Annotated in this window: 24 protein-coding genes and 2 pseudogenes; 9 read left to right on the top strand and 17 right to left on the bottom strand. The window is 72.0% G+C overall.

Features of this window, described 5'->3' with window-relative positions; translation table 11 throughout:
* Nucleotides 1-12: 12 nt before the first annotated feature.
* Nucleotides 13-954: an intradiol ring-cleavage dioxygenase gene (locus tag ACFY01_RS22085; protein WP_390737411.1), complete on the top strand. Its 942-nt coding sequence runs from the start codon at nt 13-15 to the stop codon at nt 952-954.
* A 402-nt stretch (nt 955-1,356) separates the two neighbouring features.
* On the opposite strand, the gene ACFY01_RS22080 is transcribed toward ACFY01_RS22085, so the two are convergent.
* Nucleotides 1,357-2,061, bottom strand: a complete 705-nt coding sequence (locus tag ACFY01_RS22080; RefSeq protein ID WP_390737410.1) for a hypothetical protein — start codon at nt 2,059-2,061, stop codon at nt 1,357-1,359.
* A 102-nt stretch (nt 2,062-2,163) separates the two neighbouring features.
* Between ACFY01_RS22080 and ACFY01_RS22075 the strand changes: the two genes are divergently transcribed.
* Nucleotides 2,164-3,519, top strand: a complete 1,356-nt coding sequence (locus ACFY01_RS22075; protein WP_390737509.1) for a polysaccharide lyase family 1 protein — start codon at nt 2,164-2,166, stop codon at nt 3,517-3,519.
* A gap of 71 nt (nt 3,520-3,590) precedes the next feature.
* Here ACFY01_RS22075 and ACFY01_RS22070 read toward each other — a convergent pair.
* Nucleotides 3,591-4,127, bottom strand: a pseudogene (locus ACFY01_RS22070) (hypothetical protein); the annotation flags it as partial.
* Between ACFY01_RS22070 and ACFY01_RS22065 the strand changes: the two are divergent.
* A complete protein-coding gene (locus tag ACFY01_RS22065; RefSeq protein ID WP_390737508.1) occupies nt 4,086-4,268 on the top strand; it encodes a DUF397 domain-containing protein in 183 nt (60 codons plus the stop codon). The pseudogene ACFY01_RS22070 and the gene ACFY01_RS22065 overlap by 42 nt on opposite strands.
* Before the next feature lie 22 nt (nt 4,269-4,290).
* Here the strand turns inward: ACFY01_RS22065 and ACFY01_RS22060 are convergent, their stop codons facing one another.
* The 4 genes from ACFY01_RS22060 to ACFY01_RS22045 form a co-directional block, all read right to left on the bottom strand.
* Nucleotides 4,291-4,713: a hypothetical protein gene (locus ACFY01_RS22060; protein ID WP_390737409.1), complete on the bottom strand. Its 423-nt coding sequence runs from the start codon at nt 4,711-4,713 to the stop codon at nt 4,291-4,293.
* A gap of 14 nt (nt 4,714-4,727) precedes the next feature.
* Nucleotides 4,728-5,015 (bottom strand): hypothetical protein, encoded by a 288-nt coding sequence (locus ACFY01_RS22055; RefSeq protein WP_390737408.1) that lies wholly within the window; start codon nt 5,013-5,015, stop codon nt 4,728-4,730.
* A gap of 70 nt (nt 5,016-5,085) precedes the next feature.
* Nucleotides 5,086-5,661, bottom strand: coding sequence for a hypothetical protein (locus ACFY01_RS22050; protein ID WP_390737407.1), 576 nt, complete (start codon nt 5,659-5,661; stop codon nt 5,086-5,088).
* A 100-nt stretch (nt 5,662-5,761) separates the two neighbouring features.
* Nucleotides 5,762-6,478 (bottom strand): TetR/AcrR family transcriptional regulator, encoded by a 717-nt coding sequence (locus ACFY01_RS22045; protein ID WP_390737406.1) that lies wholly within the window; start codon nt 6,476-6,478, stop codon nt 5,762-5,764.
* Between the two features lie 50 nt (nt 6,479-6,528).
* Here ACFY01_RS22045 and ACFY01_RS22040 point away from each other — a divergent pair, with 50 nt between their 5' ends.
* A complete protein-coding gene (locus tag ACFY01_RS22040) occupies nt 6,529-8,022 on the top strand; it encodes an FAD-dependent monooxygenase (RefSeq protein ID WP_390737405.1) in 1,494 nt (497 codons plus the stop codon).
* Nucleotides 8,023-8,088: 66 nt separating this feature from the next.
* Here ACFY01_RS22040 and metG read toward each other — a convergent pair whose 3' ends face one another.
* From metG to ACFY01_RS22020, 4 genes and pseudogenes are all read right to left on the bottom strand, one after another.
* A complete protein-coding gene (gene metG / locus ACFY01_RS22035; RefSeq protein WP_390737404.1) occupies nt 8,089-9,705 on the bottom strand; it encodes a methionine--tRNA ligase in 1,617 nt (538 codons plus the stop codon).
* 108 nt (nt 9,706-9,813) lie between these two features.
* Complete coding sequence (locus tag ACFY01_RS22030) at nt 9,814-11,442, bottom strand: VWA domain-containing protein (RefSeq protein ID WP_390737403.1); 1,629 nt, start codon at nt 11,440-11,442, stop codon at nt 9,814-9,816.
* A gap of 200 nt (nt 11,443-11,642) precedes the next feature.
* Nucleotides 11,643-12,604: pseudogene (locus tag ACFY01_RS22025) on the bottom strand (endonuclease/exonuclease/phosphatase family protein).
* Nucleotides 12,601-13,404, bottom strand: coding sequence for an alpha/beta fold hydrolase (locus tag ACFY01_RS22020; RefSeq protein ID WP_390737402.1), 804 nt, complete (start codon nt 13,402-13,404; stop codon nt 12,601-12,603). Before ACFY01_RS22020 ends, ACFY01_RS22025 begins: the two are co-directional and overlap by 4 nt.
* A gap of 58 nt (nt 13,405-13,462) precedes the next feature.
* Here ACFY01_RS22020 and ACFY01_RS22015 point away from each other — a divergent pair, with 58 nt between their 5' ends.
* Nucleotides 13,463-14,851, top strand: a complete 1,389-nt coding sequence (locus ACFY01_RS22015) for a PLP-dependent aminotransferase family protein (protein WP_390737401.1) — start codon at nt 13,463-13,465, stop codon at nt 14,849-14,851.
* 42 nt (nt 14,852-14,893) lie between these two features.
* Here the strand turns inward: ACFY01_RS22015 and ACFY01_RS22010 are convergent, their stop codons facing one another.
* Both ACFY01_RS22010 and ACFY01_RS22005 read right to left on the bottom strand, forming a co-directional pair.
* Nucleotides 14,894-15,844: a hypothetical protein gene (locus tag ACFY01_RS22010; protein WP_390737400.1), complete on the bottom strand. Its 951-nt coding sequence runs from the start codon at nt 15,842-15,844 to the stop codon at nt 14,894-14,896.
* Nucleotides 15,845-15,986: 142 nt separating this feature from the next.
* Entirely contained in the window at nt 15,987-16,433 is a 447-nt protein-coding gene (locus tag ACFY01_RS22005; protein WP_390737399.1) for a hypothetical protein, read from the bottom strand.
* Between the two features lie 169 nt (nt 16,434-16,602).
* Between ACFY01_RS22005 and ACFY01_RS22000 the strand changes: the two genes are divergently transcribed.
* Both ACFY01_RS22000 and ACFY01_RS21995 read left to right on the top strand, forming a co-directional pair.
* On the top strand, nt 16,603-17,742 hold the full coding sequence (locus ACFY01_RS22000; RefSeq protein ID WP_390737507.1) for a PP2C family protein-serine/threonine phosphatase: 1,140 nt from the start codon (nt 16,603-16,605) through the stop codon (nt 17,740-17,742).
* Between the two features lie 88 nt (nt 17,743-17,830).
* Nucleotides 17,831-18,895: a hypothetical protein gene (locus ACFY01_RS21995; protein WP_390737398.1), complete on the top strand. Its 1,065-nt coding sequence runs from the start codon at nt 17,831-17,833 to the stop codon at nt 18,893-18,895.
* A gap of 13 nt (nt 18,896-18,908) precedes the next feature.
* Here the strand turns inward: ACFY01_RS21995 and ACFY01_RS21990 are convergent, their stop codons facing one another.
* The 4 genes from ACFY01_RS21990 to ACFY01_RS21975 all read right to left on the bottom strand — a co-directional run bounded on the left by ACFY01_RS21990 (nt 18,909) and on the right by ACFY01_RS21975 (nt 23,547).
* On the bottom strand, nt 18,909-20,876 hold the full coding sequence (locus ACFY01_RS21990) for an Ig-like domain repeat protein (RefSeq protein WP_390737397.1): 1,968 nt from the start codon (nt 20,874-20,876) through the stop codon (nt 18,909-18,911).
* A 124-nt stretch (nt 20,877-21,000) separates the two neighbouring features.
* Nucleotides 21,001-22,242, bottom strand: coding sequence for an amidohydrolase (locus ACFY01_RS21985; RefSeq protein ID WP_390737396.1), 1,242 nt, complete (start codon nt 22,240-22,242; stop codon nt 21,001-21,003).
* A gap of 184 nt (nt 22,243-22,426) precedes the next feature.
* Entirely contained in the window at nt 22,427-23,068 is a 642-nt protein-coding gene (locus ACFY01_RS21980; RefSeq protein ID WP_390737395.1) for a hypothetical protein, read from the bottom strand.
* A gap of 305 nt (nt 23,069-23,373) precedes the next feature.
* Complete coding sequence (locus tag ACFY01_RS21975) at nt 23,374-23,547, bottom strand: hypothetical protein (protein WP_390737394.1); 174 nt, start codon at nt 23,545-23,547, stop codon at nt 23,374-23,376.
* A gap of 101 nt (nt 23,548-23,648) precedes the next feature.
* Between ACFY01_RS21975 and ACFY01_RS21970 the strand changes: the two genes are divergently transcribed.
* Nucleotides 23,649-24,992, top strand: coding sequence for a helix-turn-helix domain-containing protein (locus ACFY01_RS21970; RefSeq protein ID WP_390737393.1), 1,344 nt, complete (start codon nt 23,649-23,651; stop codon nt 24,990-24,992).
* Nucleotides 24,993-25,112: 120 nt separating this feature from the next.
* Nucleotides 25,113-25,916, top strand: a complete 804-nt coding sequence (locus ACFY01_RS21965) for a GAF and ANTAR domain-containing protein (RefSeq protein WP_390737392.1) — start codon at nt 25,113-25,115, stop codon at nt 25,914-25,916.
* Between the two features lie 15 nt (nt 25,917-25,931).
* Here ACFY01_RS21965 and ACFY01_RS21960 read toward each other — a convergent pair whose 3' ends face one another.
* Nucleotides 25,932-26,702 (bottom strand): hypothetical protein, encoded by a 771-nt coding sequence (locus ACFY01_RS21960; protein ID WP_390737391.1) that lies wholly within the window; start codon nt 26,700-26,702, stop codon nt 25,932-25,934.
* Nucleotides 26,703-26,919 lie beyond the last annotated feature (217 nt).

Below are 26,919 nucleotides of genomic sequence, written 5' to 3'. Positions count from 1 at the left end.
ACTTCCCGGCCCATGACAGGAGACGAACAAACTTCAGCCCCAGCAGACCTGACCCGCCGCAAAGTCCTGGTCGCCGGTGGTGCGACGGTGGCCGCGGTGGGCGTCGCCGGCACCCTGACGGTGAACGCGTCGGCGGACGAGGCGAACTCCGAGGCCACCGGCGACGGCGACGCGTGCTACACGCTCACCTCGGAACTCGTCGAGGGCCCGTACTACATCGACGCCGACAAGCTCCGCCGGGACGTCACCGAGGACCAGGAGGGCATCCCCCTCACCCTCACGCTCAAGGTGATCGACTCCGAGACCTGCAAGCCCGTCAGGAACGCGGCCGTCGACATCTGGCACTGCAACGCGGTGGGCATCTACTCGGGCTACGAGGCGATGGGCAGCGGCGGTGGCGGCCCGGCCCCCACGGGCGAGCCGCCGACCGGCACCCCGACCGGCGAGCCCCCCACCGGCGGCCCGGGCGGAGGCGGCGGCGGACACCAGGAGCCCACGGACGACGACCGCTTCCTGCGCGGTACCTGGCACACCGACCGGCACGGCCACGTCACCTTCAAGACGGTCTTCCCCGGCTGGTACCAGGGCCGTTGCGTCCACATCCACGTCAAGGTGCACGTGGACGGCGAGTGGACGGACGCCGGTTACGAGGGCGGGCACGCCTGCCACACCGGCCAGCTGTTCTTCGACGAGAAGTCGGTGCTGCTGACGGAGTCCGTGGAGCCGTACGCCGGCAACACCACGACCCGCACCACCCTCGACGAGGATTCCATCTACCCGGACAACGGGCACGAGGGCGGCCTGCTCTACCTCAAGTACGACAAGAAGCACATCGCCCGTGGTGTGCGTGCCCACCTGACCCTGGGCGTCGACGCGAGCGCGACGAACGACGGCACGGGCGGCGGCGGCCCCCGGCCCACCTCGTCGGCGTCACCTTCCGCTTCGGCGAGCTGACAGCTCACCGGAGACGCACAGCGAGCCCGACGGTGCGTCACAGCGACCTCCCTTGTCATAAGGGGTGACAAGGGAGGAAGCGACGGCCATGGGATTCAGGATCACGATCAGCACGATCACGCGAAAGCGCCACCGACGGCGGTCCGGCCTGGAAGCGGAGGCGGAGGCCAACCACTGGCTCGTACGGCTCGGCGGCAGCCTCGCCCCACCCGACGCCAGGACGTGGGCGACGGCGGGCGAGCGCGCGGGGCAGGCACTGACGAGCGCCGCGGAGTGCCACCGCGCGGCCCGGGTCCAGCTGGCCGCCGCCCGCACGGCGGAGGAGTACGAACAGGTGACACGGACGGCACGCGAGGGCCTGCGGCACCTCGGAACGGCACGCCTGTCCCTCGCCCCCCTGCCTCAGTCCTCCGGCTCGTCGGGCGACGCGCCCTCCTCCAGCAGCCGCTCGGCGATGTCCGTGGACCAGGCCAGGGCCCAGGCGCGCAGACCGGTGACCTCGTCCTCCCCCAGGCCGTACGCCGTGAACGCCGAGTCCGCGTAGTAGTCCATGCCCTCCAGGCGGCTCTGGAGGGTGGGCAGGTCGAACTCGTCCCTGGCGTGGCGACGGGCCAGTTCCTCCAGTTCGGGGTGGGTGAAGCGGGCGGAGGCAGCCCTCGCGTCGATCAGGTCGACGGCGAGCCCGCGGTCGTAGAGGGCCCGGATCTTGGTGCCGACCGCGTCCTCCAGACAGAGCGCCGGGCCGTAGGGGGTCGGGACGGGCGGGCTCCAGAAGGTTTCCTTGTGCAGGGCCAGCTCGGTGACCGGACCACCCGTCTGCGGGTCCGTGACGGACAGGTGCGCGGACAGCGGGTCCGCGTCCCGGAGCGTCACCTCCCGCCCCCGGCCGGTCAGCGCATCGCCGAGGGCGCGGGCGATCCGGTCCATCGGCTCGGTGCTCTCCGTCGCCAGATCGACGTTCGCGTGCGGGCGGTCGAGCAGACCGTGGGCCTGAAGGGCGTAGCCACCGGCCAGTGACACCGGGGCGGCCGTGTCCACGGCGAAGACGTCGGCGAGGAGGCGGAGGTGCGCGTCCGCTCCGGGCGGGGGAAGGTGCGGAAGGTTCACCCTGAAAAGTTTTCCCCAACCACGGCAACCTTCCCCTCACCCGCGACCACTGACGAGTCGTAAGCCGACCCAGCACGTAAGGACTCCTCCGTGGCATCCCCCGTGGCATCCCCTTCGCAGCGCCCCTCCCACCGCCGGTCCCTCCGCACGCGGCGTGTCCTCGTCGTCTCCGCCGCCGCCGTGGTCGCCGGTGCCGGTGCCGGCTTCTTCGTGATGAACGCGAACGCCGGCGGCACCGACCTGTACCACCAGACGCCGGCCGCCAAGGACGGCTGGGCGTCCTCCGGGTCCGGTACGACCGGCGGGGCGAAGGCCGACGCGGCGCACACCTTCACGGTCAGCACCCGCGCGCAGCTCGTGAAGGCGCTGGGGTCGGTGTCCGACACCGCCCCCCGGATCATCAAGGTCAGCGGCACCATCGACGCCAACACCGACGACTCCGGCAAGAAGCTCACCTGCTCCGACTACGCGTCGGGCACCGGCTACTCCCTCTCCGCCTACCTGAAGGCGTTCGACCCCGCCACCTACGGCCGCTCGAAGCTGCCCTCCGGTACGCAGGAGAAGGCCCGGTCCGCCGCCCAGACGAAGCAGGCCAAGAACGTCACCTTCAAGGTGCCCGCCAACACCACCATCGTCGGCGTGCCCGGCACCAAGGCCGGGATCACCGGCGGCATGCTCCAGATCCAGAGCGTGGACAACGTCATCGTCCGCAACCTCACCTTCTCCGCCACCGAGGACTGCTTCCCGCAGTGGGACCCGACCGACGGCGACGACGGCAACTGGAACTCGAACTACGACTCCGTCACCCTGCGCGGCGCTACGCACGTCTGGGCGGACCACAACACCTTCACCGACGCGCCCCACTTCGACAGCGCCAACGCGAAGTACTTCGGCCGCGAGTACCAGATCCACGACGGATCCCTCGACATCACCAAGGGCTCGGACCTGGTGACCGTCGAGCGCAACCAGTTCACCAACCACGACAAGACCATGCTGATCGGCAGCAGCGACACCGACAGCACCGGCAAGCTGCACGTCTCCATCCACCACAACGTGTGGAAGGGCATCGTGCAGCGCGCGCCGCTGGCCCGCATCGGCCAGGTGCACATCTACAACAACCTCTACGACACCGCGACCGTCAACGGCTACGTCCTCCAGTACAGCATCAACTCCCGCGCCAAGGCGCAGGTCGTCGCCGAGGACAACTACTGGAAGATCCCCTCCACCCAGAAGTTCTCCAAGCTCCTCAGCGGCGACGGCACGGGTTCCGTCGCCGGCAGCGGCAACCTCGTCAACGGCACGGCCACCGACCTCGTCGCCGCCTACAACTCCGCGTCGTCGAAGAAGATCAAGACGACGGTCAACTGGACGCCGACGCTGACGGCAGGGCTGGAGACGTCGGCGAAGAACCTGCCGACGTCACTGGCGACGACGACCGGTGCCGGGGTGCTGAACTAGCGGATCCCGGAGCGCCCTGCCTCCGGAGGCCGATCCGCGTGCCGGGTCGGCCTCTCCGCCATGGCCCGGGGCTACTCGTCTTCGAAGATCGCTTCGGCTGTCGGGGCTGTGACGGCGCGCCGGTGCCAGTGGCGCAGGGTCTCGGGGTCGCCGCAGCCGGTGATGCGTTCCCGGACCGCTTCGGGGATGTCGATGCCGCGCACGTCCAGGACGTCCAGGATGTCCTCGGCTCGGCCTTCGGCTCGGCCTTCGTCGCGGATTTCCTCGGAGAGATCTGACTTGTAGAAGGAGAGGTCCACGGCCACCAGTTTCCTCCACAGCTGTGCGGCCGGGTGCTTGCCCAGGCCTTGTGCGATGAGTTCGATGATCGGGTTGGCGACGTTCTGCGGGGTGTCCCGCAGCACGGTCGTCATTGACTTGAGTATGGCCCCAGCGTCCGGATGCTTGGCGTGGGTGATCGCCGCCAGCGTGGCGAGGACGAGATCCTTGCGGACTTCGGCCGGATCGGTGATCACCGGCATGTTGTGCGGTCCGGCGACCAGCGGCCGCAGGGGCAGCAGGGGCCACTGGCGAGGACCGAAGCTGACCTGAGCAGCTACAGCAGCGGTACAGACGGCAACTCCTGCGTCGAACTGGCCGTCACCCCCGGCACCGTCCACGTCCGCGACTCCAAGCACGCCGAAGGCCCCCGGCTCGCGTTGGCGCCGGAGGCCTGGGCGGACTTCGTGAGGTACGCCTCGGGAAGCTGAAACGGCCCGGGGGCAGCTCACTTCAGGGGGTAGGAGCGAAGACTCCCTCCGCCGTGTCGACCGTGATGGCGCGGTCGAGATAGCGAGTGAGGGCGTCCGGGTCCGGACACACGTAGAGGGGGCGGAAGACCTCCTTGGGTAGCGCGATGTCACGCACCTTCAGGACCCGCAGGACCGCTGCGGCCCACGCTGCGGTGTATCCGGCGGTGTATCCCCGGACCCAGTCCTCGTCCTCGTGTTCGTTCTCGGGCTGCTTGTCCACCGTGGCCCGGATGCGGGCCATCTCCTGGAGAGGGAGGGAGCCCTGTTGTCTCAGCTTCTCCAGTCCGAAACGGAAGTCGCCCACGATGCGCTCCGGGGGGATGCCCAAGTCCATGCCTGCCAAGGTGAACCAGAGCAGGTCGTGCAGGTTCGATGAATCGTCGAGATCGAGATCGTCGGTCACGATCGCCTCCTGGCTCAGGCTTCGGCCTGGTCCGCGGTGGGCCCCGGGTCCTCGGCGAAGAGCTCGTCAACGCTCTCCACATGCGGCGTCCGGTCCAGCCAGTGGTTGAGGAGGTCGAGGTCGGTGCAGCCAGCGATGCGGTCCCGGGCCTCCTCGGGGACGGAGACGCCCCGTGCTTCGAGGAAGCGAAGGATGGCCTTGGCCTCGCCCTTGGCCTCGCCCTTGGCTTCGCCTTCGGCCTTGCCCTCCAGGTACGTCTGCTCGAAGAGGGTTCCCCGGCCGGGGAAGTAGGTGGCGATCATTTTCTGAAGCCCTTTCCATGTCTCCCTGGCTGGAGTGTCCTCCAGGCCGATTTCCACGAACTCGCACCAGTTATTTCGCTGTGGCCTTGTCGAAGAACCGGATTCCGCCGGCCAGCATGTTCAGTATGGCGGGGTGGTTCTCGCTCTCGCAGTGCACGATGGCAGAGATCGTCGCCAGCGCCGGATTCTCGGTGACCATCGACACGTCGGTGATCTCCGGAACGTTGTGCGGACCCAGGACGAACGGGCGCGTCACCTGGGTGGCCCAGGGGCCGACGCGGCTTTCGAACGGCCCCGTCGCCCACTTCGCGGTCCGCTTGCTGTGGCAGACCGCGACCAGCAGCACCGGGAGTCCGAACTTCGCATGCAGGTACGCGACGTAGTACGCCCAGCTGATTCCTTTGCCCGGGACTGGGTCGGTCTGTTTCTCGACGGCGACCATGAACCGGTCCCCCTCGGACAGCTCGACTTTCAGCACGGTGTCCACACGGCGTTCCATGGGACGGATCTCCGTGGCGTCCGGGGACATCGCCTCGATGATCGCTTTTGCCGGAGGCGGCAGGCCCAGTGCCTCGAAGACGGGGGCGAGGGCCTCGGGATGCTCCTGGAAGATCCGATGTGAGGCCTCGTGTGTCGATGTGACCATGGGGGCAATCTCGACGATCACGAGGTGAGCTGTCCGGGTGATGAGGAGCATTCACCCGTTCGAGACACGGATGAACGTTTTTGTGTGCCGGTGCCACGCGCTACCGGTGTGCGAGGCCGTCCAGCATCAGGGTGAGGGTGAAGTCGAAGCGGTCGTGGCCCTCGCCGGCGGTGAGTTCGGGGGCGTGGCGGGTGGTGTGGGGGAAGGTTTCGGGGGGCAGGGCGGTGAGGCGGCGTAGGAGTTCGTCGCGGCTGTGGACCCAGATCGCGTCGTCGTCCGCCGAGCGTTGGCGCGCGACCGATACTTCGAGGCAGTAGGCGGCCACGTAGAGCAGGAGGGCGTCGATGGCCCAGGCGGCGGCCTGTGGGGCGATGCCGCCGGTGAGCAGGATCGCCAGCATTCCCTCGCTGACGCGCACGGTCTCCAGGTTGGTGGGGGCCATGGCGAGCGCGGCGCGGGAGATCCCGGGGTATTTCAGGTACTGGTCGCGTATCTGGGCGCACACGCCGCGGATCTGCTCCCGCCAGGCCGCGGGGTCGGGCTCGGGCAGTACGAGTTCGGCGCACAGCCGTCCGATGAGCAGCTCGTCGAGGTCGGCCTTGTTGACCACGTGGGCGTAGAGCGAGGCGGGACCGGTGTCGAGCGCGCCGGCCAGCCGGCGCATGGTCAGCGCCTCGTAGCCCTCTGTGGCGATGACGCCCAGCGCGGTGTCGACGACCTGCTCCACGGTGATCGGGACCTTGCGCCGCCGCGGCCTGGGCTCGGTGTCGGGGCTCGGCGGCTGGTGGCGCGCCGCGCGTCGCTCTCTCGGGTTCACCCGTCCACTATAGCTTGACACGAACACTGTTCGTATATAGAACGCTGTTCGTGTCTAGCGATGAGAAGTACGACGTGGACGTGACCGTGGTCGGGGCCGGGCCGGTGGGCCTCCTGCTCGCCGCGGAGCTGGCGCTCTCCGGGGCGAGCGTGCAGATACTCGAGCGGCGGGCCGAGCCGGACGAGGCGGTGAAGGCGCAGTCGATCAATGTGCCGACGGCCGAGGCACTCGACCGCCGAGGACTGTTGCCCAGTGGCGGCGGGCGAGTGGGCGGTACGCGGCTGACCGGGCATTTCGCGGGGATGGTCCTCGACCCCGACCTCGTGGACTGGGCCGATCCGGACTTCGCCGCGCACACCGCCGCCGGCGGGGCGCGGATGCTGCCGCAGCCTCGGTTGGAGGCGCTGCTGGCCGACCACGTCGCGCGCCTCGGCGTCCCGGTGAGGCGCGGGGTGGAGGTCACCTCGCTCGAAGACACCGGCGACGGCGTGATCGTCGGCACCACCGCCGGTACGGTGCGCGCCCGGTGGCTGGTCGGGTGCGACGGTGGGCACAGCACCGTGCGCCGCCTCGCGGGCATCGACTTCCCCGGTACCGACCCCGAACTCACCGGCTACCAGGCGGTCGTCGACATCGCCGACCCCTCGCCGCTCGCGGACGGATGGGCGTGGTCGAGCCGGGGGGCGTACCGCTACGGGCCGCAGCCCGGGCGGGTGGCCACCCTGGAGTTCGGCGATCCGCCCGCCGACCGGTCGACGGCGGTCACCCTTGAGGAGGTGCAGAGCAGTCTGCGCCGGGTCTCGGGTACCGACGTCACGCTGACCGCGCTGCGCGCCACCCCCACCCGCTGGACCGACAACACCCGCCAGGCCGCGACCTACCGGTCGGGACGGGTCCTCCTGGCCGGGGACGCCGCGCACGTGCACCCGCCGTTCGGCGGCCAGGGGCTCAACCTCGGGGCCGGCGACGCGATGAACCTCGGCTGGAAGCTCGGTGCCGTGGTCGCCGGGTGGGCGCCTGACGGGCTGCTCGACACGTATGACGCAGAGCGCCGTCCCGTCGGCGCATGGGTGATGGACTGGACGCGGGCCCAGATCGGAGTGCTGCGCGGGGACGCCAAGTCAGCCGCGCTCCGGGGGGTCGTGGGTGATCTGCTGAGCACGCGGGAAGGGGCGACGTACGCGGTCAAGAAGATCTCCGGTGTCGCGCAGCGCATCGACCTACCGGCGGACTCCCCCGGCCATCCGTTGATCGGGCGGTTCGTTCCCGACCTGTGGCTGGGGGACGGCTCCCGGCTGGCCGACCACGGTCACGGCGGCGGGTTCCTACTGCTCGACCGCACCCTGGACGGCGCGCTCGGCCGCCTCGCGGTGGCCTGGGGCGGGCGGGTGAACCGTGTGATCGATGGCGATGCGACGTCGGCCCCGGCCGGGGTGCTGGTACGTCCGGACGGGGTGGTCGCGTGGGCTGCCGATGTCGTCGATGCCGCTGCCGTTGCCGGTTGCGAAGCCGTCTTGCGGCGGTGGGCCGGCGTGCCGTCCTGAGCTTGCACGTGAAGAGGCCCGGAAACGAGTCGTTTCCGGGCCTCCGCGTGCGAGTGGGTGTACGCCCTACTCGCTCGGCTTCTCCTCAAGACGCGGGAACAGGACCGCGCCCTTGGTGACGGTGGAGGCGGGCGGGAGCTGGCCCCACTCGCCGGCGTCCTGGACCTTCTGGTCCGCCAGCGCGCCCAGGGTCGCCTCGGCGCCCAGGGAGTCCCAGAGCTTCTGGGAGGTGTCCGGCATGACCGGGTTGAGCAGGACGGCTACCGCGCGGAGCGCTTCCGCAGCGGTGTAGAGGATCGTGGCGAGGCGAGCCTGGCCCTCCGGAGAGCCGTCCTTGGCCACCTTCCACGGCTCCTGCTCGGTGAGGTAGCCGTTGACCTGCTTGACGAAGTCGAAGACGGCCAGGATGCCGCCCTGGAAGTCCAGCTCGTCGCCGATCTTCCGGTCGGCCTCCGTGACGGCCTTGGCCAGGCCCTCGTGGACGGCCTTCTCCGCCTCGCCGACGGCCGTCGCCTCGGGCAGCGCGCCACCGAAGTACTTGCCGACCATCGCGGCGACCCGGGAGGCCAGGTTGCCGTAGTCGTTCGCCAGCTCGCTGGTGTAGCGGGCGGAGAAGTCCTCCCAGGAGAACGAGCCGTCCTGGCCGAAGGCGATCGCGCGCAGGAAGTACCAGCGGTAGGCGTCCACGCCGAAGTGCGAGGTCAGGTCCTGCGGCTTGATGCCGGTCAGGTTCGACTTCGACATCTTCTCGCCGCCGACCATCAGCCAGCCGTTCGCGGCGATCTTGCCGGGCAGGGGCAGGCCCTGCGCCATCAGCATCGCCGGCCAGATCACCGCGTGGAAGCGGAGGATGTCCTTGCCGACCAGGTGGACGTCGGCCGGGAAGGTGGCCTCGAACTTCTCCTGGTTCTCGTTGTAGCCGACCGCCGTGGCGTAGTTCAGCAGCGCGTCGACCCACACGTAGATCACGTGCTTGTCGTCCCAGGGGACCGGGACGCCCCAGTCGAAGGTCGAGCGGGAGATCGAGAGGTCCTGGAGGCCCTGGCGGACGAAGTTCACGACCTCGTTGCGCGCGGACTCGGGCTGGATGAAGTCCGGGTTGGCCTCGTAGTGGGCGAGGAGTTTGTCGGTGTACTCGCTCAGCTTGAAGAAGTAGTTCTCCTCGCTGAGGATCTCCACGGGCTTCTTGTGGATGGGGCAGAGCTTCTGACCTGCGAATTCGCCTTCGCCGTCGAGCAGCTCGCCCGGGAGCTTGTACTCCTCGCAGCCCACGCAGTACGGGCCCTCGTAGCCGCCCTTGTAGATCTCGTCCTTGTCGTACAGGTCCTGCACGAACTCCTGGACGCGGTCGGTGTGCCGCTTCTGCGTGGTGCGGATGAAGTCGTCGTTCGCGATCTCCAGGTGCTCCCACAGGGGCTTCCAGGCCTCGGTGACGAGCTTGTCGGCCCAGGCCTGCGGGGTGACCCCGTTCGCCTCGGCCGTGCGCATGATCTTCTGACCGTGCTCGTCCGTGCCGGTGAGGTACCACACCTTCTCGCCGCGCTGACGGTGCCAGCGGGTGAGCACGTCGCCTGCGACGGTCGTATAGGCGTGGCCCAGGTGAGGAGCGTCGTTGACGTAGTAGATGGGGGTCGAGACGTAGTACGCCTTCGCCCCCTGCTTCTCGGATCCAGTGGCCGCCATAAGTCGAAATCCTACTGGCCCGCTGAAGATCGACTCACATGCGTTTCGGGGGGTGGACCTGTGGCGTGGGGCCACCGGTCCACCCCCCGAGGGGACGGCAGGGTGCTTCTACGGGCGCCAGGCCGCCAGTACGCCCTCGTAGAGCTCGGCGTCGGTGAGCTCGCGCGGGGTCGGGCCCGCGTGGAAGAACGACGCGTTGTCGGTCTTCAGTTTGCGGAGGTAGTCGAACGCCTTGTTGTCGTGCTCGCCGAAGGCGACGAAGGAGAAGAAGACGCCGGGGTGGGTCCTCGCGGCCTCGGTGAGGGACTGGGTGGCCGGGGTCTTGGCGTCGGGGGCGCCGTCCGTCTGGAAGACCACCAGGGCGGGGGCGGTGGGGTCGGGGGTCTTGTCGTGCAGGGCGAGTACGGCTTCGACGGCGGCGTGGTAGCTGGTGCGGCCCATGCGGCCGAGCCCTGCGTGCAGGTCGTCGATCTTGTTCTCGTGGTCGGTGAGGGTGAGCTCGCCGGTGCCGTCCAGCTCTGTGGAGAAGAAGACGACCGGGACCGTGGCCTCGGGGTCGAGGTGGGCGGCGAGGGCGAGGGTCTGCTCGGCGAGGGCCTGGGCGGAGCCGTCCTTGTAGTACGGGCGCATGCTCGCGGAGCGGTCGAGGACGAGGTAGAGCTTTGCGCGTGTGCCGGTCAGCTCCGCTTTTTTGAGGGTGGCTGTTGCTGCCCTGTAGGCGGTGAGCAGGGCGGGGGCGCGGGTCTTCACGCGGGTGAGGGGGATGGCCGGGGTGGCCTTGGCCTCAGCCTCGGCCTCCGGCTGGGGCTGCGTCTCGGTCTCGGCGTCCGGCTCGGCCTCGGCCTCGGCCTGCGGCTCGGGGGTCGGCTGGGGTGCGGCCTCGGCTTCGCCTTCGGCCGGGGTGTTCCCACCCGCACCACCCGTGCTGGTTTCGTCGTCGGGTGCCGGTGGCCCCTGTGGGGCGTCCTCGCCGTCGGCGGCCGCGGTGGCCTCCGGCTGGGGCTGCGTCTCGGCCTCGGCGTCCGGCTCGGCCTCGGCCTGCGGCTCGGGGGTCGGCTGGGGTGTGGCCTCGGCTTCGCCTTCGGCCGGGGTGTTCCCACCCGCACCACCCGTGCTGGTTTCGTCGTCGGGTGCCGGTGGCCCCTGTGGGGCGTCCTCGCCGTCGGCGGCCGCGGGCTGCGGCTGCTCCTGGGCGGGCTCCGCCTCAGCCTCCGGCTCTACCTCGGTCTTCGCCTCCGGCTCCGCCGGTACCTCGGCCTCCGGCTCGGTGGCTGCTTCCGCTGCGGGCTCCGGCTGTACCTCGGTCTTCGCCTCCGGCTCCGCTTCGGCCTCCGGCTCCGCCGGCACCTCGGCCTCGGCTACGGGCTCCGGTTCTGCGTCGGCGGCAGCTGCCGGCTCCGGCTCGGCCTGCGGCTTCACCTCGGGCTCGGGCTCGGCCACGGGCTCAGGGGTGGGCTCCGTAAGCGGCTTCAGGGTGAGTTCGGCTTCGGTCGGGTGGGGGACCGTCACGTTGTCGAAGGCTGCTGAGACCAGGTCGTGTTCCGTGGCCTGCTCGTCGGGGGAGGACGGGCGGGGCTCGGGGATTCGGGCCGTGGCCGTGGCCGTGGGCTCGGGCTGCGGCTGCGGCTCCGGGGCGGTCGGCTGGGGCGAAGGCGTGCTGTCCGCACCCTCTGCTTCGGCGGTACGCCCCTTGCGTGACCGGCCGAACGCGTTCCGCAGGAGAGTGAGAATGCCCATGTGCGCAACCCTTCGCTGAGTTGATGCCCGTAGATCCCTGGCCAGGACGGACACGTAAGGTTAGCGGCCCCGGATGGCGATCTTTGGGTGGGTCAGTGTGGTGAGACGGCCCGTGGGGACTCGGCGTTGCGGATGCCGTAGGAGCGTTTCGTCAATTCAAGGGCCGGCTGGGCTACTTCGGGCGATGCGGGGCGCGTCCGTCATGGACTCCGCTGGTGCAGGGTCAGGTCGGTGAGCAGTGCGCGGTGGTCGGTGCCGGTGAGGCCGAGGAAGCGGGCGCCGGTCGCGGAGAAGTCCGGAGAGACGAGGACGTGGTCGATCTGGGTGCCGAGGATCCGGGCGGTGCGGGAGGGCCAGCTGGGTGTGCGGTCGTCTCCGGCCAGGCGGGCCGCGTCGGAGAGGCCGGTGTCGAGGATGTGGCGGAAGGCGGCGTGGTCCTGGGAGGCGTTGAAGTCACCGGACAGGATGGTGGGGGTGTGCCGGTCGGCGGCGGCGAAGTCGCGCAGGCGGCCCAGTTCGCGGTGCCAGACGCCGAGCTGTCCGGGGAGCGGGGGCATGGGGTGGGCGAGCTGGAGGCGTACGGGGTGGCCGCGTACGTCGGCGACGGCGCCGGGCATGCCCATGGTGCCGGTGACGCCGTCGGTGCCGCGCAGCGGGTAGCGGCTGAGGATGAGGGAGCCCTTGGAGCCGCCCGCGGCGACCGCCTGTCGGTGGGGGTAGGTGCCGCCGAACTCCCGCCTGAGCGTGACCTGACAGGTGTACTCGCACTCTGTACGAACACCAGGGCGGGCTTGTAGCGGCGGATGGCGGGGACGAGGGAGCCGGTCCCGCGGCCGAACTCGACGTTCGAGGTCAGCACGCGGAAGGAGGCCAGCGGCTGCCCGGGGGTACTGCCGGCCTTGCCGTACGGCTCGATGAACCAGGCCAGCAGCCCGAGCAGGGCCAGGCCCCACACCAGGCCCGTCCACCACCGCGTGAGGAGCGCGAACAGCAGGGCCGCCCCGGTGGGGAGCAGCAGCCACGGCAGGAAGGCCAGCAGTTGGGGCACCGGAGTGATGCCGTCGGTGTCGGCGACCCGGCAGCCGACGACCACGCTCACTCCCGCGCACAGCAGCCCGGCACACCAGGCGCCGAGCCGACTGCGTTCGGGGTGGTTCGTCACGTGCCCGAGGGTACGAGCCTGCCGTCCACCCGTGCCAGGAACCTCCCCAGCACCTCGTTGAACTCCTCCGGGCGTTCCAGGTTGGGCATGTGTGCCGCGCCCTCGATCACGTGCAGGGCCGAGTCGGGCAGGGCCGCGTGCATCGCCTCGGCGTCGGAGACCGGGGTGAAGGCGTCGTCGGCGCCGACGACCACGAGCGCGGGCACGCCGACCCGGGTCAGCAGCTCGCGGTAGTCGGGGCGTTCGGCCCGGCCGCGCAGGGCCGCCGCGGCACCCTCGGGCGGGGTGGCCGTCATCATGCGGTGGACGTGGGCCTTGACCTCGGGTGCGGCGTACGGGGCGACCATCTTCTCCAGGACCTCGTCGGCGTACCCGCGCATGCCCTCCCGCAGCAGCCGGCCGGCCATGGCGGTCCGGGTGCGTCTGCCCTCCGGGGTCTCCGCCGCCGGGAAGGTGTCGGCGAGGACCAGGCCCCGTATCCGCTCGGGGAACTGCCGGTAGCAGTCCATGACGATCTGCCCGCCCATGGACAGCCCGGCGAGCACGAAGGACTCCACCCCCAGCTCGTCCAGCAGCTCGGCGATGTCCCGCGCGAACCGGGCGAGCGGGGTGACGCCGGGGACGACGGGGGAGGCGCCGTAGCCGCGCAGGTCGGGGGCGATCACCCGGCGGGAGGCGGCGAAGGCCTCGGTCTGCGGGGCCCACATGGTGCGGTCGAAGGGGTGGCCGTGGACGAGGACGAGGGGGAGCCCGTGCGGAAGTTCGGGGCCTTTGTCCTCGTATGCGAGGAAGGAGGTCATGTGACTGACCCTAGGGTGATCAACTACTCGGTGCAATAAAATCTTTGCCCTCGGTGCAATGCCACGGGTCCATGGATCAAGGAGAGTTGTGGAGGACTTCCGGTACCTCGCCGACCGGATCGCCGACGAGATAGCCGCCGGCCGGCTCCGGCCGGGGCAACGGCTGCTGCCGCAGCGGACGTTCGCCCGGCGGCGCGGGATCGCCGCCTCGACGGCCGGGCGCGTGTACGCCGAACTCGTGCGGCGCGGACTGGTGGTGGGCGAGGTCGGACGCGGCTCATTCGTGCGCGCGGCCACCGGACCGGAGGCGGCCGGGCGGGCGCTCACGGAAGCGTCCGCCGCCGGCCGATCGGTCAACCTGGAGCTCAACTACCCCTCCGCGGCGGGCCAGTCGGAGATCCTCGCCCCCGCCCTGGCCTCCCTGCTCCGCCCGGACGCGCTCACCGAGGCGCTCCGCCCGGCCGCCGCCACCGGCCACGCCGCGGCCCGGGACGCGGTGGCCGCCCTGCTCGGCACCGGGGCCTGGCGCCCGGACCCCGCCGGGATCCTCTTCACCGGCAACGCCCGTCAGGCCATCGCCGCGACCCTCGCCTCCGTGGTCCGGCCCGGCGGCCGTGTCGGCGTCGAGCCGCTGACGTATCCGCTGGTCAAGGAGATGGCCGCCCGGCTGGGCATCACCCTGGTGCCGCTCGCGGCGGACGACGGAGGCCTGTGCCCGCGGTCCGTCGCCGCCGCCCACCGGACCGCTCCCCTGTCCGCCCTCTACGTCCAGCCGACCCTGCACAACCCGACCTCGGTGACCATGGGCGCCGAGCGGCGCGGGCAACTCGCCACCGTCGTGCAGGAGCTGGGGCTGCCGGTCGTGGAGGACCGCATCTGGTCGTTCCTGCACCAGGGCCCCGAACCCCCGCTCGCCGCCCTCGCCCCCGCCCTCACCCACGTCGTCGACGGCCTCTCCAAACGCGTCGCCCCGGGCCTCACCGTCGGTTTCGCCGTCGTACCGCCGGACCGGGCCGAGGCGGTGGCCTCCGCGATCCGGTCCGGCGGCTGGAGCGCGGGCGCGTTCGCGCTGGAGGCGGCGGTGCGGTGGCTCGGCGACGGGACCGTGGCACGGCTGGTGGCGGCCAAACGGGCGGACGCCGCGCGACGGCAGCGGCTGGTCGCCGAGGAGCTCGCCGGATTCACCGTACGGTCCGACCCGCAAGCCTATTTCGCCTGGTGGGAGCTGCCCGCACGCTGGCGCGCCGACACCTTCACCGCCGCCGCGGCGGCCCGCGGGATCGCCGTCACACCGGGTACGGCCTTCCGCGTGGACCCGAACCGCACCCCGGACGCGGTCAGGCTCGGGCTGGCGTCGGTGTCGGAGCCGGAGCTGGTGGAGGCGTTGCGGGCGCTCGCCGGTGTCGTGGGCGGAGCGCGGCCCAAAGGTGACGTGCGCGCCGGGTGAGGCGGGCGGGCGGTGTCACGGTCGGCTCGGGGGCGATCGGGCTCAGGCTCGGGCTCGCGTCGGTGCCGGTGCCGGTGTTGGTGACGGTGCCAGTGACGGTGGGGGCGTTGCGGACGCTCGTCGGCGTCCTGGGCGCAGCGCCGCCCTCAGGTGACCCGCGTACCGGGTGAGCCAGGCGGTCAGTGCCACCGTCAGGCCGCAGACGAGCAGCAGCCAGGAGGCCGTGCGCAGGGTCTCGGTGAGGGCGTCGTAGACGGCGCCCGCCGCCGGCGGGGAGACGTCGTCGGGCAGGTCGGCGAGGGTGAGGCGGCGGCCGACGGTGAGGACGAGGACGAGCAGGGCGCCGCCCAGGGCCGTGCCGAGGGCGGTGGCGGCGACCGCGCGGCGGCGGTGCACGGCGACGAGGATCCCGGTGGCGGCGAGGACGACGGCCGCGACGGGCAGCCAGAAGCCGGCGACTTCGAGCATGCGGAACCCCTTTCGGAGCCGGCCCAGCTCACCGGCCGGGAGGACGGTCACCGCGGTGTGCGCCACCGGGATGCGGGCGGCCAGCGGCACGTGGTCGTGGGTGAGCTGCCGTTTGACCTGGGCGGTGACGGGGGCGAGGTCGACGGTGACCGGCTGCTCGCGCACGGCGCGTCCGTCGCGCAGTGCCCGGAGCACGGCGTCGTGGGCGGCCCGGTTCCCGGTGTCCCAGGCGAGGCGGAAGGCATGCGTCCGGGTGAAGGAGCGCACCGCGTCGCGCACGAACGGGCGGACGGCACCGCGCACCGGTCCGCCCACGTCGACCTCGCGCATGATGCCGTCCGCCACCGTTTCCGCGACGGCGTCACGCACGTCCGGGTCGGTGGCGAGCGGCGCCATGGCGGTGACGTACCGGCCCGTGTCGGCGAGCCCGTACGATGCCCAGGCCCCCAGCGTGCCGACGGGCACGAGGAGGCAGGACAGGGCGATCAGTACGGCCGAAAGGGCGCTCCTGGGACGTGGGGACACACTCCCAGGACACGTCCCGGCACCGGGGTGCGCGAGCCGGACGGGTGCATTCGGGGGGATGCGGGACACGGGTGTGGGGCCCCGGCCGCCGGGCGGGGCCCCACACCCGGCCGGGTGCCCGATCACCCGATCCGGTGTCCGTTCACCTGATCCGGTGTCCCGCGGCGTCCTCGTGCGTGTAGTAGCGGTAGAAGATCGCCGCGAACAAGGGGACGGCGAACGCCACGGCCAGCCCCGCGGACGCCAGCACGGTGTGGCCGCGGCCGCTCAGGCTGTACAGGAAACCGAGCGCGCTGCCCCACAGGGCCGCCCACAGGAACGCGTGCACCTCGCGCTTCACGTGCGGGCCGACGGCCTGCACGCCCATGTAGAGGGCGAAGAACACGATCGCGGTCACGAAGCCGAACAGGACGTTCCAGCCGGTGATGGGTCCGCCGTAGCGGGTGTTCGCGGCGGCCCAGTACCCGTAGATCAGGGCGAGCACCAGCGGAAACGCCCACCTGGTGATCGCATGCGTCCGCTCGCTGAAGACGTCGGGCGGGCCGCCGTACCGGGCCACCTCACCGGACGTGGGTGCGGCGTGAGCCATGAGAGCTCTCCTCTCTCCTCGCCCCTGCCTTACAGGGCACACCCCAGGGGAACACCCTGGCAAGCCGGAGGAAGGGCCCGGGTTCCCGGATGCGGCCCACCCACTCCCGTGCTTCGCTTGAGGTCATGAAGGGCTGGCCGCACTGCACACCGTGACCGACCGCGAGGCCATGCACCGACGACAGCCCTTGCGGGTCCGTGGCCACAGCGTCGCCTGGGTGGTGCCGCTGCTGCTGCTCGTCACGATCACGCTGGTCGACGTCAGCACCGGCGCGAACATCCGGATCATCACCTGGATCGTCCTGGTGCCCGGGATCGCCGCCGCGCTCTGCGGGCTGTGGGGCACTGCCGCCTTCGCCGTGCTCGCGGTCGTCGACTACGTGCTCGTGGACAGCGTCTGGTTCAACCAGTACAAGGTGGGCTGGCCCGACTCCGTCCTGGTAGTCGTCGGCGGCGTCCTCGCCACCCTGGCCTGCGCGGTCCGACTGCGCGGCGAGCGGCGCATGCTGCACATGCGGGACATCGCCGAGACCACCCGCCGCACCGTGCTGCGCCCGCTGCCGCCGGGCTGGGGCGGCCTGGAGCACGCCGCCGCCTACCTGGCCGCCGACACCGAGGCCCGCGTCGGCGGCGACTTCTACGACATCCAGGCCGGCCCCAACGGCACCCGCGTCCTCCTCGGTGACGTGCAGGGCAAGGGGCTCGCCGCGGTGGAGGCGGCGGCCGCGCTGCTCGGCACCTTCCGGGAGATCGGCTACCACGCGGGCGACCTGGCGACGGTCGCCGCCCACCTGGAGGTACGCATGGGCCGCCACCGCTTCCACAGCATCTCCCTGGGCCGCGACGACGGCGACCGCTTCGCCACCGCCGTGCTGATCGGTTTCCCCCTGGTGGACGACGGCACCGTCGAGGTCGTCAACTTCGGCCACGAACCCCCGCTCGCGGTCGGCCCCCACGGGGTACGGCCCCTGCCGGGCGGCGACCGCCTCCCGCTGGGTCTCGGCGGGCTCCTCCCCGCCGCCGGCCCGCCGCTGCCCACCCGGGTGCCCTTCGGCCCGGGCGAGACCCTGCTGCTCACCACGGACGGCGTGACCGAGGCCCGCGACGGCCACGACGTCTTCTACGACCTCGCCGGCCAGGTCGCCCGCGCCACCGCCGCCGACCCGGACACCGTCCGGCCCCGCCGACTGGTCCGCCTGGTCCGCGAGGGCGTGCTGCGGCACAGTGGCGGCCATCTCGGGGACGACACCACGATCTTCGCGGTACGGCGCATCGCGGGGGTCGTGCTGGGGGGACGTTTCCGGGCCTGACACCCACGTTTGCACCCGCAGCGGTTACGGTGCTGCTCTGACCGGTCACAGGGCCGACCGGTCGGCCTGACCGATCAAAGGGGGGACGATGCCCGGAACCGTGCTGCTGCTCGCGGCCTCACCGATGGGCAAGGGGCGCCTGGTGGACGCGGCCTCCGTGCTCCCCGTCCTCGCGGCCGTCGCCCCCGCCGTGCTGTCCGGCACCGACACCGCCAACGTGGTCGAACTCGCCGACCCGCTCGACCCGCAGGCCGTCCTCACCCGGCTGCGCGCCGCCGCGGCCGCCCCCGGCCCGCTGACCGTCTTCGTCACCGGGCAGCTCCAGCTCGACCGTCGCCAGCGTCTGCCCCACCTGGCGCTGGCCCGCACCACCCCGGCGAGCGTCCGCTACACGGCCCTGCCCTGGCACTGGATCCGCGAGGAACTGCGGCTGCGCCCCACCGGCGCGACCACCCTGGTCGTCGACCTGCACGCGGACGCCGAGACCTGGGAGCACCTGCACGGCACCCCCCTGGACTCCGGCCGGAACAACGCCGTCTTCGGCCGCATCGCGCCGCCGCCGCCCCGCCGCCAGGTGGCCTCGCCGTCGTACATGAAGGCGGTGGCGACACTGCTGCGCAGCGGTTCGCGCCCCCCGTTGGAGCAGTTGCACGAGCAGGCGCTGGCCCGGACCGCCGACGAGGGCGCCCACCGTGACCTGGTGCTGGCCCCCGCCGGGCGGCTCGGCGCCGCCGATCCGCATGCCGAGATCAGCGCCGCCGTCCAGGCCGGCCGGCACACCGACGCCGACGCCCTGGCCGCGCGCCACGAGGAGGCCGCCGTGCGCGCGTACGGGCCCGGTTCGCAGGACGCGCTGCACTGGGCGGAGGTCCGGGCGGACCTGGCGATGTTCGCGGGCGACCCGGTGCGCAGCTGCCGTACCTGGCTGGCGGTCGCCTCGGCCCGGCTGGCCGCCGGGCAGGCGCCGGACGCGCCCCCGGTGGAGGCGGCCGTGGACCGCGCCCACCATCAGTGGGGGTGCATCGACGACACGGCGCGGGCCCGTGAACTCGGGCCCGCGCTCGCGGAGTTGCGGCTCAGGGTGCCGGGACGCCGACAGGGCGCGCTGGACCATGTCCAGCAGCAGCTGCGGCAGCTCCAGACCCAGGGCTGAGCCGCGGCCGGCCTCAGCTGGTGAACGTGAGGTACTTCCAGGCGCCGTGCGTCGTGGAGTTCACGGTGTCACCGGAGGAGGCGTTGATGTACGAGGAGCGGACCCGGAACCGCCAGCCGATGTCCTGGCTGTGGTTGCCGGTGATCTCCACCTTCGAGACGCCGTTGGAGTCCATGCCGAAGTACTCGGGGTCACCGGCGCGCCAGGCGCCCTGGTAGTACACCTCGAACTCGAACTTCTGCTTCCGGCCCGGGTAGTACGGCATCTTCGTCGTGATCACCGGGTTCTTGGACTTGTGGACGAAGTAGTACGTGTGGCCCCACGTGTTCTTCGTCTTGTAGTGGCCGCTGACCGAGGTGGACACGCTCACCTGGGCGCCGACCGTGCTGGTCGCCGACCGCGGCTGGTAGCGGGCGTCGCCCGCGAACTTCGCGGTGACCTTGGTGTCCCGCTTGAGGTCCAGGACGGCCGACAGGTTGCCGTGGGAGTCGACCTTTCCCGACTTGACCAGCTTGTTCGGCTTGTCGGAGCCGAACGGGTCGGCCCAGATCTCCACCGTGCGGTTCTTGTACGTCGTACCGAGGTGGGCGGTGAACTTCACGTCCTTGCCGTACGAGTACACCTTGCCGTTGTTGTCGACCGACAGCGCCGGCTTGGCACGGGAGACGTCGACGGTGTCGGAGGCCTTCCCGGCGGCGTGGCCGGCGTCGCCCGCGTACGCCACCGTGTACTTCACCTTGCCGCCGGCCGGCGGGGTGTCGGTGAAGGAGTAGGTGCCGTCGGCCTTCGCGGTCACCGAGGGCAGGGCCTTGCCGTTCGGGGAGTCCAGGTCGGTGCGGGTGACCGTCAGCTTGACGCCGGCGGGGAGGGCCACGTCGGAGGTGACCTTGCCCTTGACGGTGAGCTTCTTGGCGCGGTCGGCCGTCGCCGGGGCGTCCACGGTGACGGTGGTGGCGGCCTTGGCGGGGGCGTCGAACTCGCGCAGCGCGTAGACGCCCTCGCTGTTCCTGCTCACCGCGAACAGCCGGGAGCCGTCCGGCGCCCAGGCAAGGCCGGAGGAGACCAGCAGGTCGGAGCCGCTGCCCTGGCCGGTGTTGGGGAAGTCGTAGGTGCGGACCGCCTCGCTGCCGCCCGGCTTGAAGACGTAGACGTCCGGCTCGTACGAGCCGCTGATGCCGGCCGCCACCGTGCCGTCGGGCGCGACGGCCACCGAGTTCGGGTAGGCGTCGGTGACGTACTTGCCGTCCTCGTTCAGGTCGGAGGTCCTGAACACCTGCTGGTAGTACGGTGCGCCGCTGGCCACCACGACGTCCTTGCCGTCGGGGGTGACCTGGAGGTCGCCGAGGTTGTCACCGGCCTCGCGGGTGCCGGCCACCCGGCTGGCGGTGCCCGACGAGACGTCGTACGAGGCCAGCTCGACGGGGCTCTGGCCGACCGCGCCCGCGATCAGCGTGCCGGAGCCCGGCGCCGCGTCCAGCATCGGTGCGGAGTACCAGCCGTTGTCCTGGCCCAGGGTGACCTCGTGCTGCTCGCTCGTCAGGTCGACGGAGCCGATGTCGCCCTCGGTGGCGCCGCCGTAGCCGAACCACAGCCTGCCGCCCGCGAGGGCGACGCTCAGCGGCTTGTCGCCCACTGTGTAGCGGGTGGTCTCGGTGTCCGTCGCGGTGTCGATGACGGCGATGGCGTCCAGGTCCCGTACGGCCGCGTAGAGCGTGCCCGAGTCGGCGGACAGTTCCAGGCCGAAGACGCCGGCCAGGTTGGTGGTCAGCTGCTTGACGACGTTGCCGGCGTAGTCCGTGACGACGATCTTGCCGTTGAGCGGGTCGCTGACGAAGACCCGCTGGTGGACGCCGTCCACAACGATGTCACCGGTCGACTTGACCGGCAGGATCTTGGTGGAGTCGGCGGACGCCGGAGTGGCGGCGAGCGCCGCCGAGCTGAAGAGGACCGCCAGGGTGGTGGCGGCCGTGCGAGTGCGCATACGCACGCTGATTCGAACCCCCCGGAACGAATGGAAGTAGAAGAGCGTCACGCGACACGGCCGCTGATATGTGTGTCCCCTGTGGGCCGTGGGTGACGACTGAGTGAAGCGCTTGCAGGCTACGTCATGCAACTGACAATTGAGCCAGGGCTCCGGCGACCAGCGTCCGCACGCCCGGCGCGACCGTGGAGAGATCGGGCGCGAAGTGCGGGCTGTGGTTGCTCGGCACGGCCTGGAGCTTGTCCCAGATGCCCTCGCCCTCCGCGGCCTCCCACACCGGGTGCGGAGTGGTCGTCACCAACCAGTAGGAGTACGGGATCGAGCCCGCCGCGAGCTGGGGGAAGTCCTCGCTGCCCATCGCCGGGCCCGGGTCGAACACGGTCGCCGCGCCGAACACCTCGCCGTGCACGGCGGCGACCCGGCGGTCGGTATCCATGTCGTTCACCGTCACCGGGAAGGTCGCGCCGACCGTCACCTCGGGTTCCCTCGGGCACCCGGCGGCCAGGCACTCGCCGAGCGCGATACGCCGGATCGCGGCGAGCATGCGCTGCCGCACCGCCTCGGACTGGGTGCGCAGGTTCAGGGCGATGCGCGCCTCGGACGGGATGATGTTGTGCCGGGTGCCCGCCTCGATCCGGCCGACCGTCAGCACGGCGGACTCGGCGGCGGCGGTCTCCCGGGCGACGACGGTCTGGAGCCGGGTGACGAGGTACGCGGCCGTCACCACGGGATCGACGGTCGCCTCGGGCCGGGACCCGTGCCCGCCCCGCCCGTGCACGACGATGTCCACGTCCGTCGAGGCGGACATGATCAGCCCGGGTGAGTGCGGGTACAGCCCGGCCGGGCCGGGGGCCGCGTGCTGCCCGAGCAGCACGTCCGGTCGTACCAACCGCTCGTACAGTCCGTCCTCGACCATGCGGGCCGCGCCCTGCCCGGTCTCCTCGGCGGGCTGCCCCACCACCAGCAGCGTCCCCGACCAGGTCTCCCGCCCGTCCGCCAGCGCGGCCGCCGCGCCCGCGAGCCAGGTGACGTGCAGATCGTGCCCGCAGGCGTGCATCACGCCGTCCGCCTCGGAGGCGTACGGCAGTCCGGTCTCCTCCCGGACCGGCAGCGCGTCCATGTCCGCCCGCAGCAGCACGGCGGGTCCGTCCCCGTTGCGCAGCACCCCCGCCACGCCGGTCCCCCCGACCCCCTCGACCGTCTCGAACCCGGCGGTCCGCAACCGTTCGGCGAGCCTGCCGGCGGTGCGGTGCTCGGCCATGGACAGCTCCGGGTGACGGTGCAGGTCCCGGTAGAAGTCCTCCAGGGAGGGGACGGGGAGGTCGGCGGTCAGGTCGAGGGCGGTGCGGGCGGCGGGGGAGGTCATGGGGGTCAGGGTAGGCGTTCGTCCGTCACCCGTCCGGCGGTGACAGGGCGTGCACGACACGCGGAGTGCCGGACAATGGTCACTACTGGGCTCCCGCCCGGAGCGGACTGCCCCAGGTGGGGGGCCTGGACGGGTACCCCGGCCCGATTGCGGCGGGCCGGGGGCTCCATCTCAGGCATCAGGGTCACCAGTCGTTGTCGTTGTCACGGTCGTTGTCGCGGTCGTTGTCACGGTCGTGGTCGTTGTCACGGTCGTGGTCGTTGTCGTGGCGGATCGTCCGGAAGCTGGCCACCCCGAGGGTGGGCACCACGCCGAAGCTGGAGCTGTGGGGTTCGACCGTGGTGATGGGAGCGCCGTTGTCGCAGACGTTCCCGTTGAACACCTCGACGGTCTTGCGGCTGTCGTTGCGGATGTTCAGGCTCGTGGCGGTGCCCACGAGTGCCACGGTGACGCAGTCGCCGGGGTTGCTGGTGTAGCTGCGCTCGTTGATCTTGATCCGGCCCTCCTCCTCGTGGTGTTCCTCGTGGCGGCGCTCGTGGTGGCCCTCGTGGCGGCCCTCGTTGCCCTTGCCCTGGAAGCTGTTGCCCCCGACGTTGCCCACGAAGGCGCTCACGTTGCCGGTGCCCTCGTTGCCCTTTCCTGCTCCCGGGTCGGCACCGGTACCGGTACCGAGAGCGGGCGCCTGCATGGCCTCCGCCTTTTCGACGACCGGGGCCTGGTCGACCGGCCCGGAGGCGGCCGAGGCGTAGGTGATGCCGCCCGCGACCAGAGCCGTGGCGGCCACGATTCCCGCGGTGACAGCGGTGGAGCGGCTGGTCTTCAGCATGCAACTTCTCCTGTCTGAGAGAGACCGGCCGGGACAGCCTCCCGGCACGTGATTGAACGTACTAACCGCCACGATGACTGTCATATCGGGGCAAATCGACAGGCCGCTCTCAGGGCTCCGAACGGGGGACGCCGGGCGACGGCCCGGGCGGCTGACGGCATGTGAAATAGCCGTAAACAGAAGGAACTTGAGGGTCAGTTAGCCTTTCAAGGTGATAATCTGATATTTCGTCACTCCTACGGCAGCACGCACCTGGAAAACTGCCGGACAATCAGCTGAGTGACCATCAGAGGGCCGCGTCGGGCCTAGCGGCGAGGCGCGTGCTGGGCCGAGGGTGTGGCGGGGGTGCCGTCCGTGGCCCGGGCCGGTCCCGCGTTCGCCGCCGTGACGAGGGCGACGACGGCGACCACGGCCGCGGCGACGCCTCTGGCGTACCGTGCGGTGGGGCGTCCGTAGCGTGCGGCTGAGCGTCCGAGCACGGCAACCTCGCAACAACAGCGGCGTATTAAGCATGTTTAATGCGACGCTTAACCTAGGGGCTGGCCAAGCCGAACGGCAAGGGGTTTAGGGGGAGTTGGGGGTGCAGGAACGTGACGATCCTGAGACCATCGGGCGACGGGTGCAGCAGCTGCGGGCCGAACGCGGCCTGACGCAGAAACAGTTGGCGGAGCCGGCCTACACGCCCGCCTACGTCTCGACGCTCGAGGCAGGGCGGGTGCGGGCCTCCGACGAGGCGTTGCGGCACATCGCGGGCCGGCTCGGCGTCACCTTCGAGGAGCTGGCCAGCGGGCGCTCCCCCCACCTGGCCACCGGTCTGCGGCTACGGCTCACCGAGGCGCAGCGCACCCTGGCCACCGGCGAGGCCAAGGAGGCGGCCGTCCAGTACGCCGTCCTGCTGGCGGAGGCCCAGGCGCACGGGCTGGCCGGCGAACAGGCCACCGCGCTGCTCGGGCTCGGGGAGTGCGCCCTGGAGACCGGCGATCTGGTGGAGGCCAGGCAGTACTTCGAGCGGGCCGAGCAGGGGATGGCCCAGGGGCCGCTCCCGGTGCGGGTGCCCGCCCTGCGCGGCCGCGCCGTCGCCCACTACCTCGCCGGTGAACTCCGGTACGCCGTGTACCTGTTGGAGTCCGCCGTCGACGAGCTCAACCGCGGCGGGCTGCACGACCCGGACGCCCTCCTCCTGCTCTACGCCAGCGTCATCGGCCCGTACATGGACATGGGCGCCCACGCCCGCGCCGCCCAGGCCGCCGAGTTCGCCCTCGCTCTCGCGCCGCAGGTCGAGGACCCCGCGCTGCTCGCCCGGATGCACCGCTCCGTCGCCCGCACCCTGCTCGCGGAGGGCCGGGTCGCCGAGGCCGACGCCTCCCTGGCCAAGGCGGCCGAGCTGTACCGCCGGCTCCAGATCCGTACCGAACTCGCCAACTGCCACTGGATGCGCGGCTACGTGTACGCCCAGGACGGTGAACTCGAGCGCGCGGAGCACGAGTTGCGCGAGGCGCTCACCATGCTCTCCGCCACCCGCGCCGCCCTCTACAGCAGTCAGGCCGCCGTCGAGCTCGCCGACGTCCTGCACCGGCGCGGCAAGTCGCAGGAGGCCGCCGAGCTGCTGCACGGGGTGCTCGGGGACCTGTCGTCGGAGCGGGGCGCCGTGCACGCGGCGGCCGCGCACCGCCTGCTCGGGATCATCGCCGAGGACGCCCGGGACACGGAGGCCGCCGAGGAGCACTACGTGCGCGCGCTGAGCCTGCTGGAGCGGGCGGGCGCCGCCGGTGACCTCGCCGACCTGTGCCGGCTGCTCGGCGATCTGCTGCGCCGGACCGGGCGGGTGGAGGCCGCCCTGGACGCCTACCGGACGGGGCTGGGACACCGTACGGCCCCCGGCACCACCACCCTCGGGCCCGCACCCGCGCAGCCTCCGCTCTGAGCTGCGGCAAAAGCGGTTTCGCCCCCCTCGCCACGGGTAGTCGGGACTCCTCCCGGGCGGGCTGACCTGCTCCGGGAGCCCTCGACGACGGCCGGTCCGAGGCTGAAGGAGGCGGTGAAGGTGCGGCCCAGGGACGACGGTGCGCGTCTCGGCGGTTCGGGCGGCGCACCGGAGGAGCGGCGCCGCCCGGGCGTGCCCGGAAGCGCGGTGCCGCATCGCAAGGACCCGGCGGAGGCCCTGGCCGAGGCGGTACGGGGCGCGACGCCGGAGCAGCTGCCGGAGCGGCTGTGCGCGGCCGCGGTCGAACTGCTGCCGGTGGCCGGCGCGAGCGTGTCACTGCGCAGCGAGGGCGTACCGGTGCTGGTCGGGGCCAGCGACGACACGGCGGCCGGCGTGGCGGAGATGCAGGCCACGCTGGGCGAGGGACCGTGCGTGTGCGCCGCCGAGACCACCGCCGCGGTGTTCGCCGGCGACCTCACGGCCGGGCAGGACATGGCGCGCTGGCCGGTGTACGCGCAGCAGGCGACCGGCGCGGGGGTCCGCGCGGCGTACTCGCTGCCGCTCGGCGACTCCGCGGTGTGCGTGGGCACGTTCGACCTGTACGGCACCGACCCCGGCGAACTGACCGGCCCCGACCTGCACATCGCCCGGCTGCTGGCGAGCGCGCTGACCACGGCGCTGATGTCGCTGCCCCGGGGCGAGGAGGAGATCGGCCGCGCCGGCGGCTTCTGGCTCGACGGCCTGGCCGCCGGGCACAGCGAGATCCAGCAGGCCATCGGCATGATCATGGCCCAGCTGGGGATCGACGCCGACGAGGCCCTGGCCCGCCTGCGCGGCCACGCCTTCGCCTGCGGGCGTACGGCGCTGGAGATGGCCCATGACGTGGTCGCCCACCGCAAGCGGTTCCACGAGGAGCGGGCCTGAACCGCGGGCCGGCGGTCAGGCCTGGGCGCGGGCCCGGTCGCGGATCTCGGCCAGGCGCTGGGCGCCGAGTTCCAGGGCCCGGCGGGTGCTGTCGTCCGGGGGTACGGCGCCGAGCGCGCCGTCGGTGAGCACGATCGCCTCGTCCGCGACCCGGACGGCGGCGACCTCCAGGGTGAGCACGGGCGCCTGCCCGTTCATGTCGCTCTCGCCGGTCACCGTCACCCGCAGACCCTGGCGGGCGTCCCCGACCGCCGGCAACGGCAGCTCCTCGACCTGCACCGCCTCGACGCCCGAACGGGTGGTCGTCGCCAGGAACTGACCGCAGGTGCCCGGCAGCGTCCGCAGCCAGGCGAGCGCGCGGTCCACGTCCGCCGGGCGGTGGGCGGCGACCTGGTAACGCAGCTGGGCCTGGTCGTCGCCGTCGTCGAGGGCGGACACGGCCAGGCTGCCCGACGGCCGGCCCAGCGGTTCCTCGGTGTACAGCGCCTCCAGCAGCCGCCGGCAATCGGGCGCGGCGGTCGTCGTCGCCTTCAGCAGGCCGTCCCGCCACGTCGCCGCGCCTTCGGACGGCACCCAGGGCGCGCCGAGATCGGCCTCGGTGATCAGGGCGGACCGGGCCTGGGCGGCGGTGAGCCCGGCGGCGCCGGCCTCGGTCCCCGGCCCGGTCGAAACGGGCTCGGCGAGCGGATCCCGGGCCTGCCCCGGCGTGCTCGCCAGGCAGGCGGAGGCGGTGAGCAGCGTGGCCGCGGTGACGGCGACGGCGGCGGGGGCGGGGCGGCGGTGCATGTACCCACGGCACCATTGCCTCCGGCGGGTCACCAGCTGTCCGGGCCGTCCGGGTGAGGGGTGAGGGGGTGAGGGGGTGAGGGGGTGTCGTCCCGTCGCGGGGGGGGGGGGGGGCCCCGCCCCCCCCCCCCCCCCCCCCCCCCCCCCCGCCCCCCCCCCCCCCCCCCCCCCCCCGAAAGATGGCTACGGGGAGGGCCGGGGGGCGGCGGGCCCGGGA

The sequence above is a fragment of the Streptomyces sp. NPDC001480 genome, assembly GCF_042894725.1.
In the GTDB taxonomy this organism is placed as follows: Bacteria; Actinomycetota; Actinomycetes; order Streptomycetales; family Streptomycetaceae; genus Streptomyces.
The sequence above is the reverse complement of the archived record's forward strand: the minus strand, read 5'-3'. Positions and strand labels throughout refer to the sequence as shown.

Bases quoted from the DNA above. Each gene is read 5' to 3' on its own strand.
- ACFY01_RS22085 (WP_390737411.1), top strand. From the start codon at position 13: ATGACAGGAGACGAACAAACTTCAGCCCCAGCAGACCTGACCCGCCGC.
- ACFY01_RS22055 (WP_390737408.1), bottom strand. From the start codon at position 5,015: ATGATCGCCACCTACTTCCCCGGCCGGGGAACCCTCTTCGAGCAGACG.
- ACFY01_RS22050 (WP_390737407.1), bottom strand. From the start codon at position 5,661: ATGGTCACATCGACACACGAGGCCTCACATCGGATCTTCCAGGAGCAT.
- metG (WP_390737404.1), bottom strand. From the start codon at position 9,705: ATGGCGGCCACTGGATCCGAGAAGCAGGGGGCGAAGGCGTACTACGTC.
- ACFY01_RS22030 (WP_390737403.1), bottom strand. From the start codon at position 11,442: ATGGGCATTCTCACTCTCCTGCGGAACGCGTTCGGCCGGTCACGCAAG.
- ACFY01_RS22020 (WP_390737402.1), bottom strand. From the start codon at position 13,404: ATGACCTCCTTCCTCGCATACGAGGACAAAGGCCCCGAACTTCCGCAC.
- ACFY01_RS22015 (WP_390737401.1), top strand. From the start codon at position 13,463: ATGCCACGGGTCCATGGATCAAGGAGAGTTGTGGAGGACTTCCGGTAC.
- ACFY01_RS22005 (WP_390737399.1), bottom strand. From the start codon at position 16,433: ATGGCTCACGCCGCACCCACGTCCGGTGAGGTGGCCCGGTACGGCGGC.
- ACFY01_RS22000 (WP_390737507.1), top strand. From the start codon at position 16,603: ATGCACCGACGACAGCCCTTGCGGGTCCGTGGCCACAGCGTCGCCTGG.
- ACFY01_RS21995 (WP_390737398.1), top strand. From the start codon at position 17,831: ATGCCCGGAACCGTGCTGCTGCTCGCGGCCTCACCGATGGGCAAGGGG.
- ACFY01_RS21990 (WP_390737397.1), bottom strand. From the start codon at position 20,876: ATGCGCACTCGCACGGCCGCCACCACCCTGGCGGTCCTCTTCAGCTCG.
- ACFY01_RS21985 (WP_390737396.1), bottom strand. From the start codon at position 22,242: ATGACCTCCCCCGCCGCCCGCACCGCCCTCGACCTGACCGCCGACCTC.
- ACFY01_RS21980 (WP_390737395.1), bottom strand. From the start codon at position 23,068: ATGCTGAAGACCAGCCGCTCCACCGCTGTCACCGCGGGAATCGTGGCC.
- ACFY01_RS21960 (WP_390737391.1), bottom strand. From the start codon at position 26,702: ATGCACCGCCGCCCCGCCCCCGCCGCCGTCGCCGTCACCGCGGCCACG.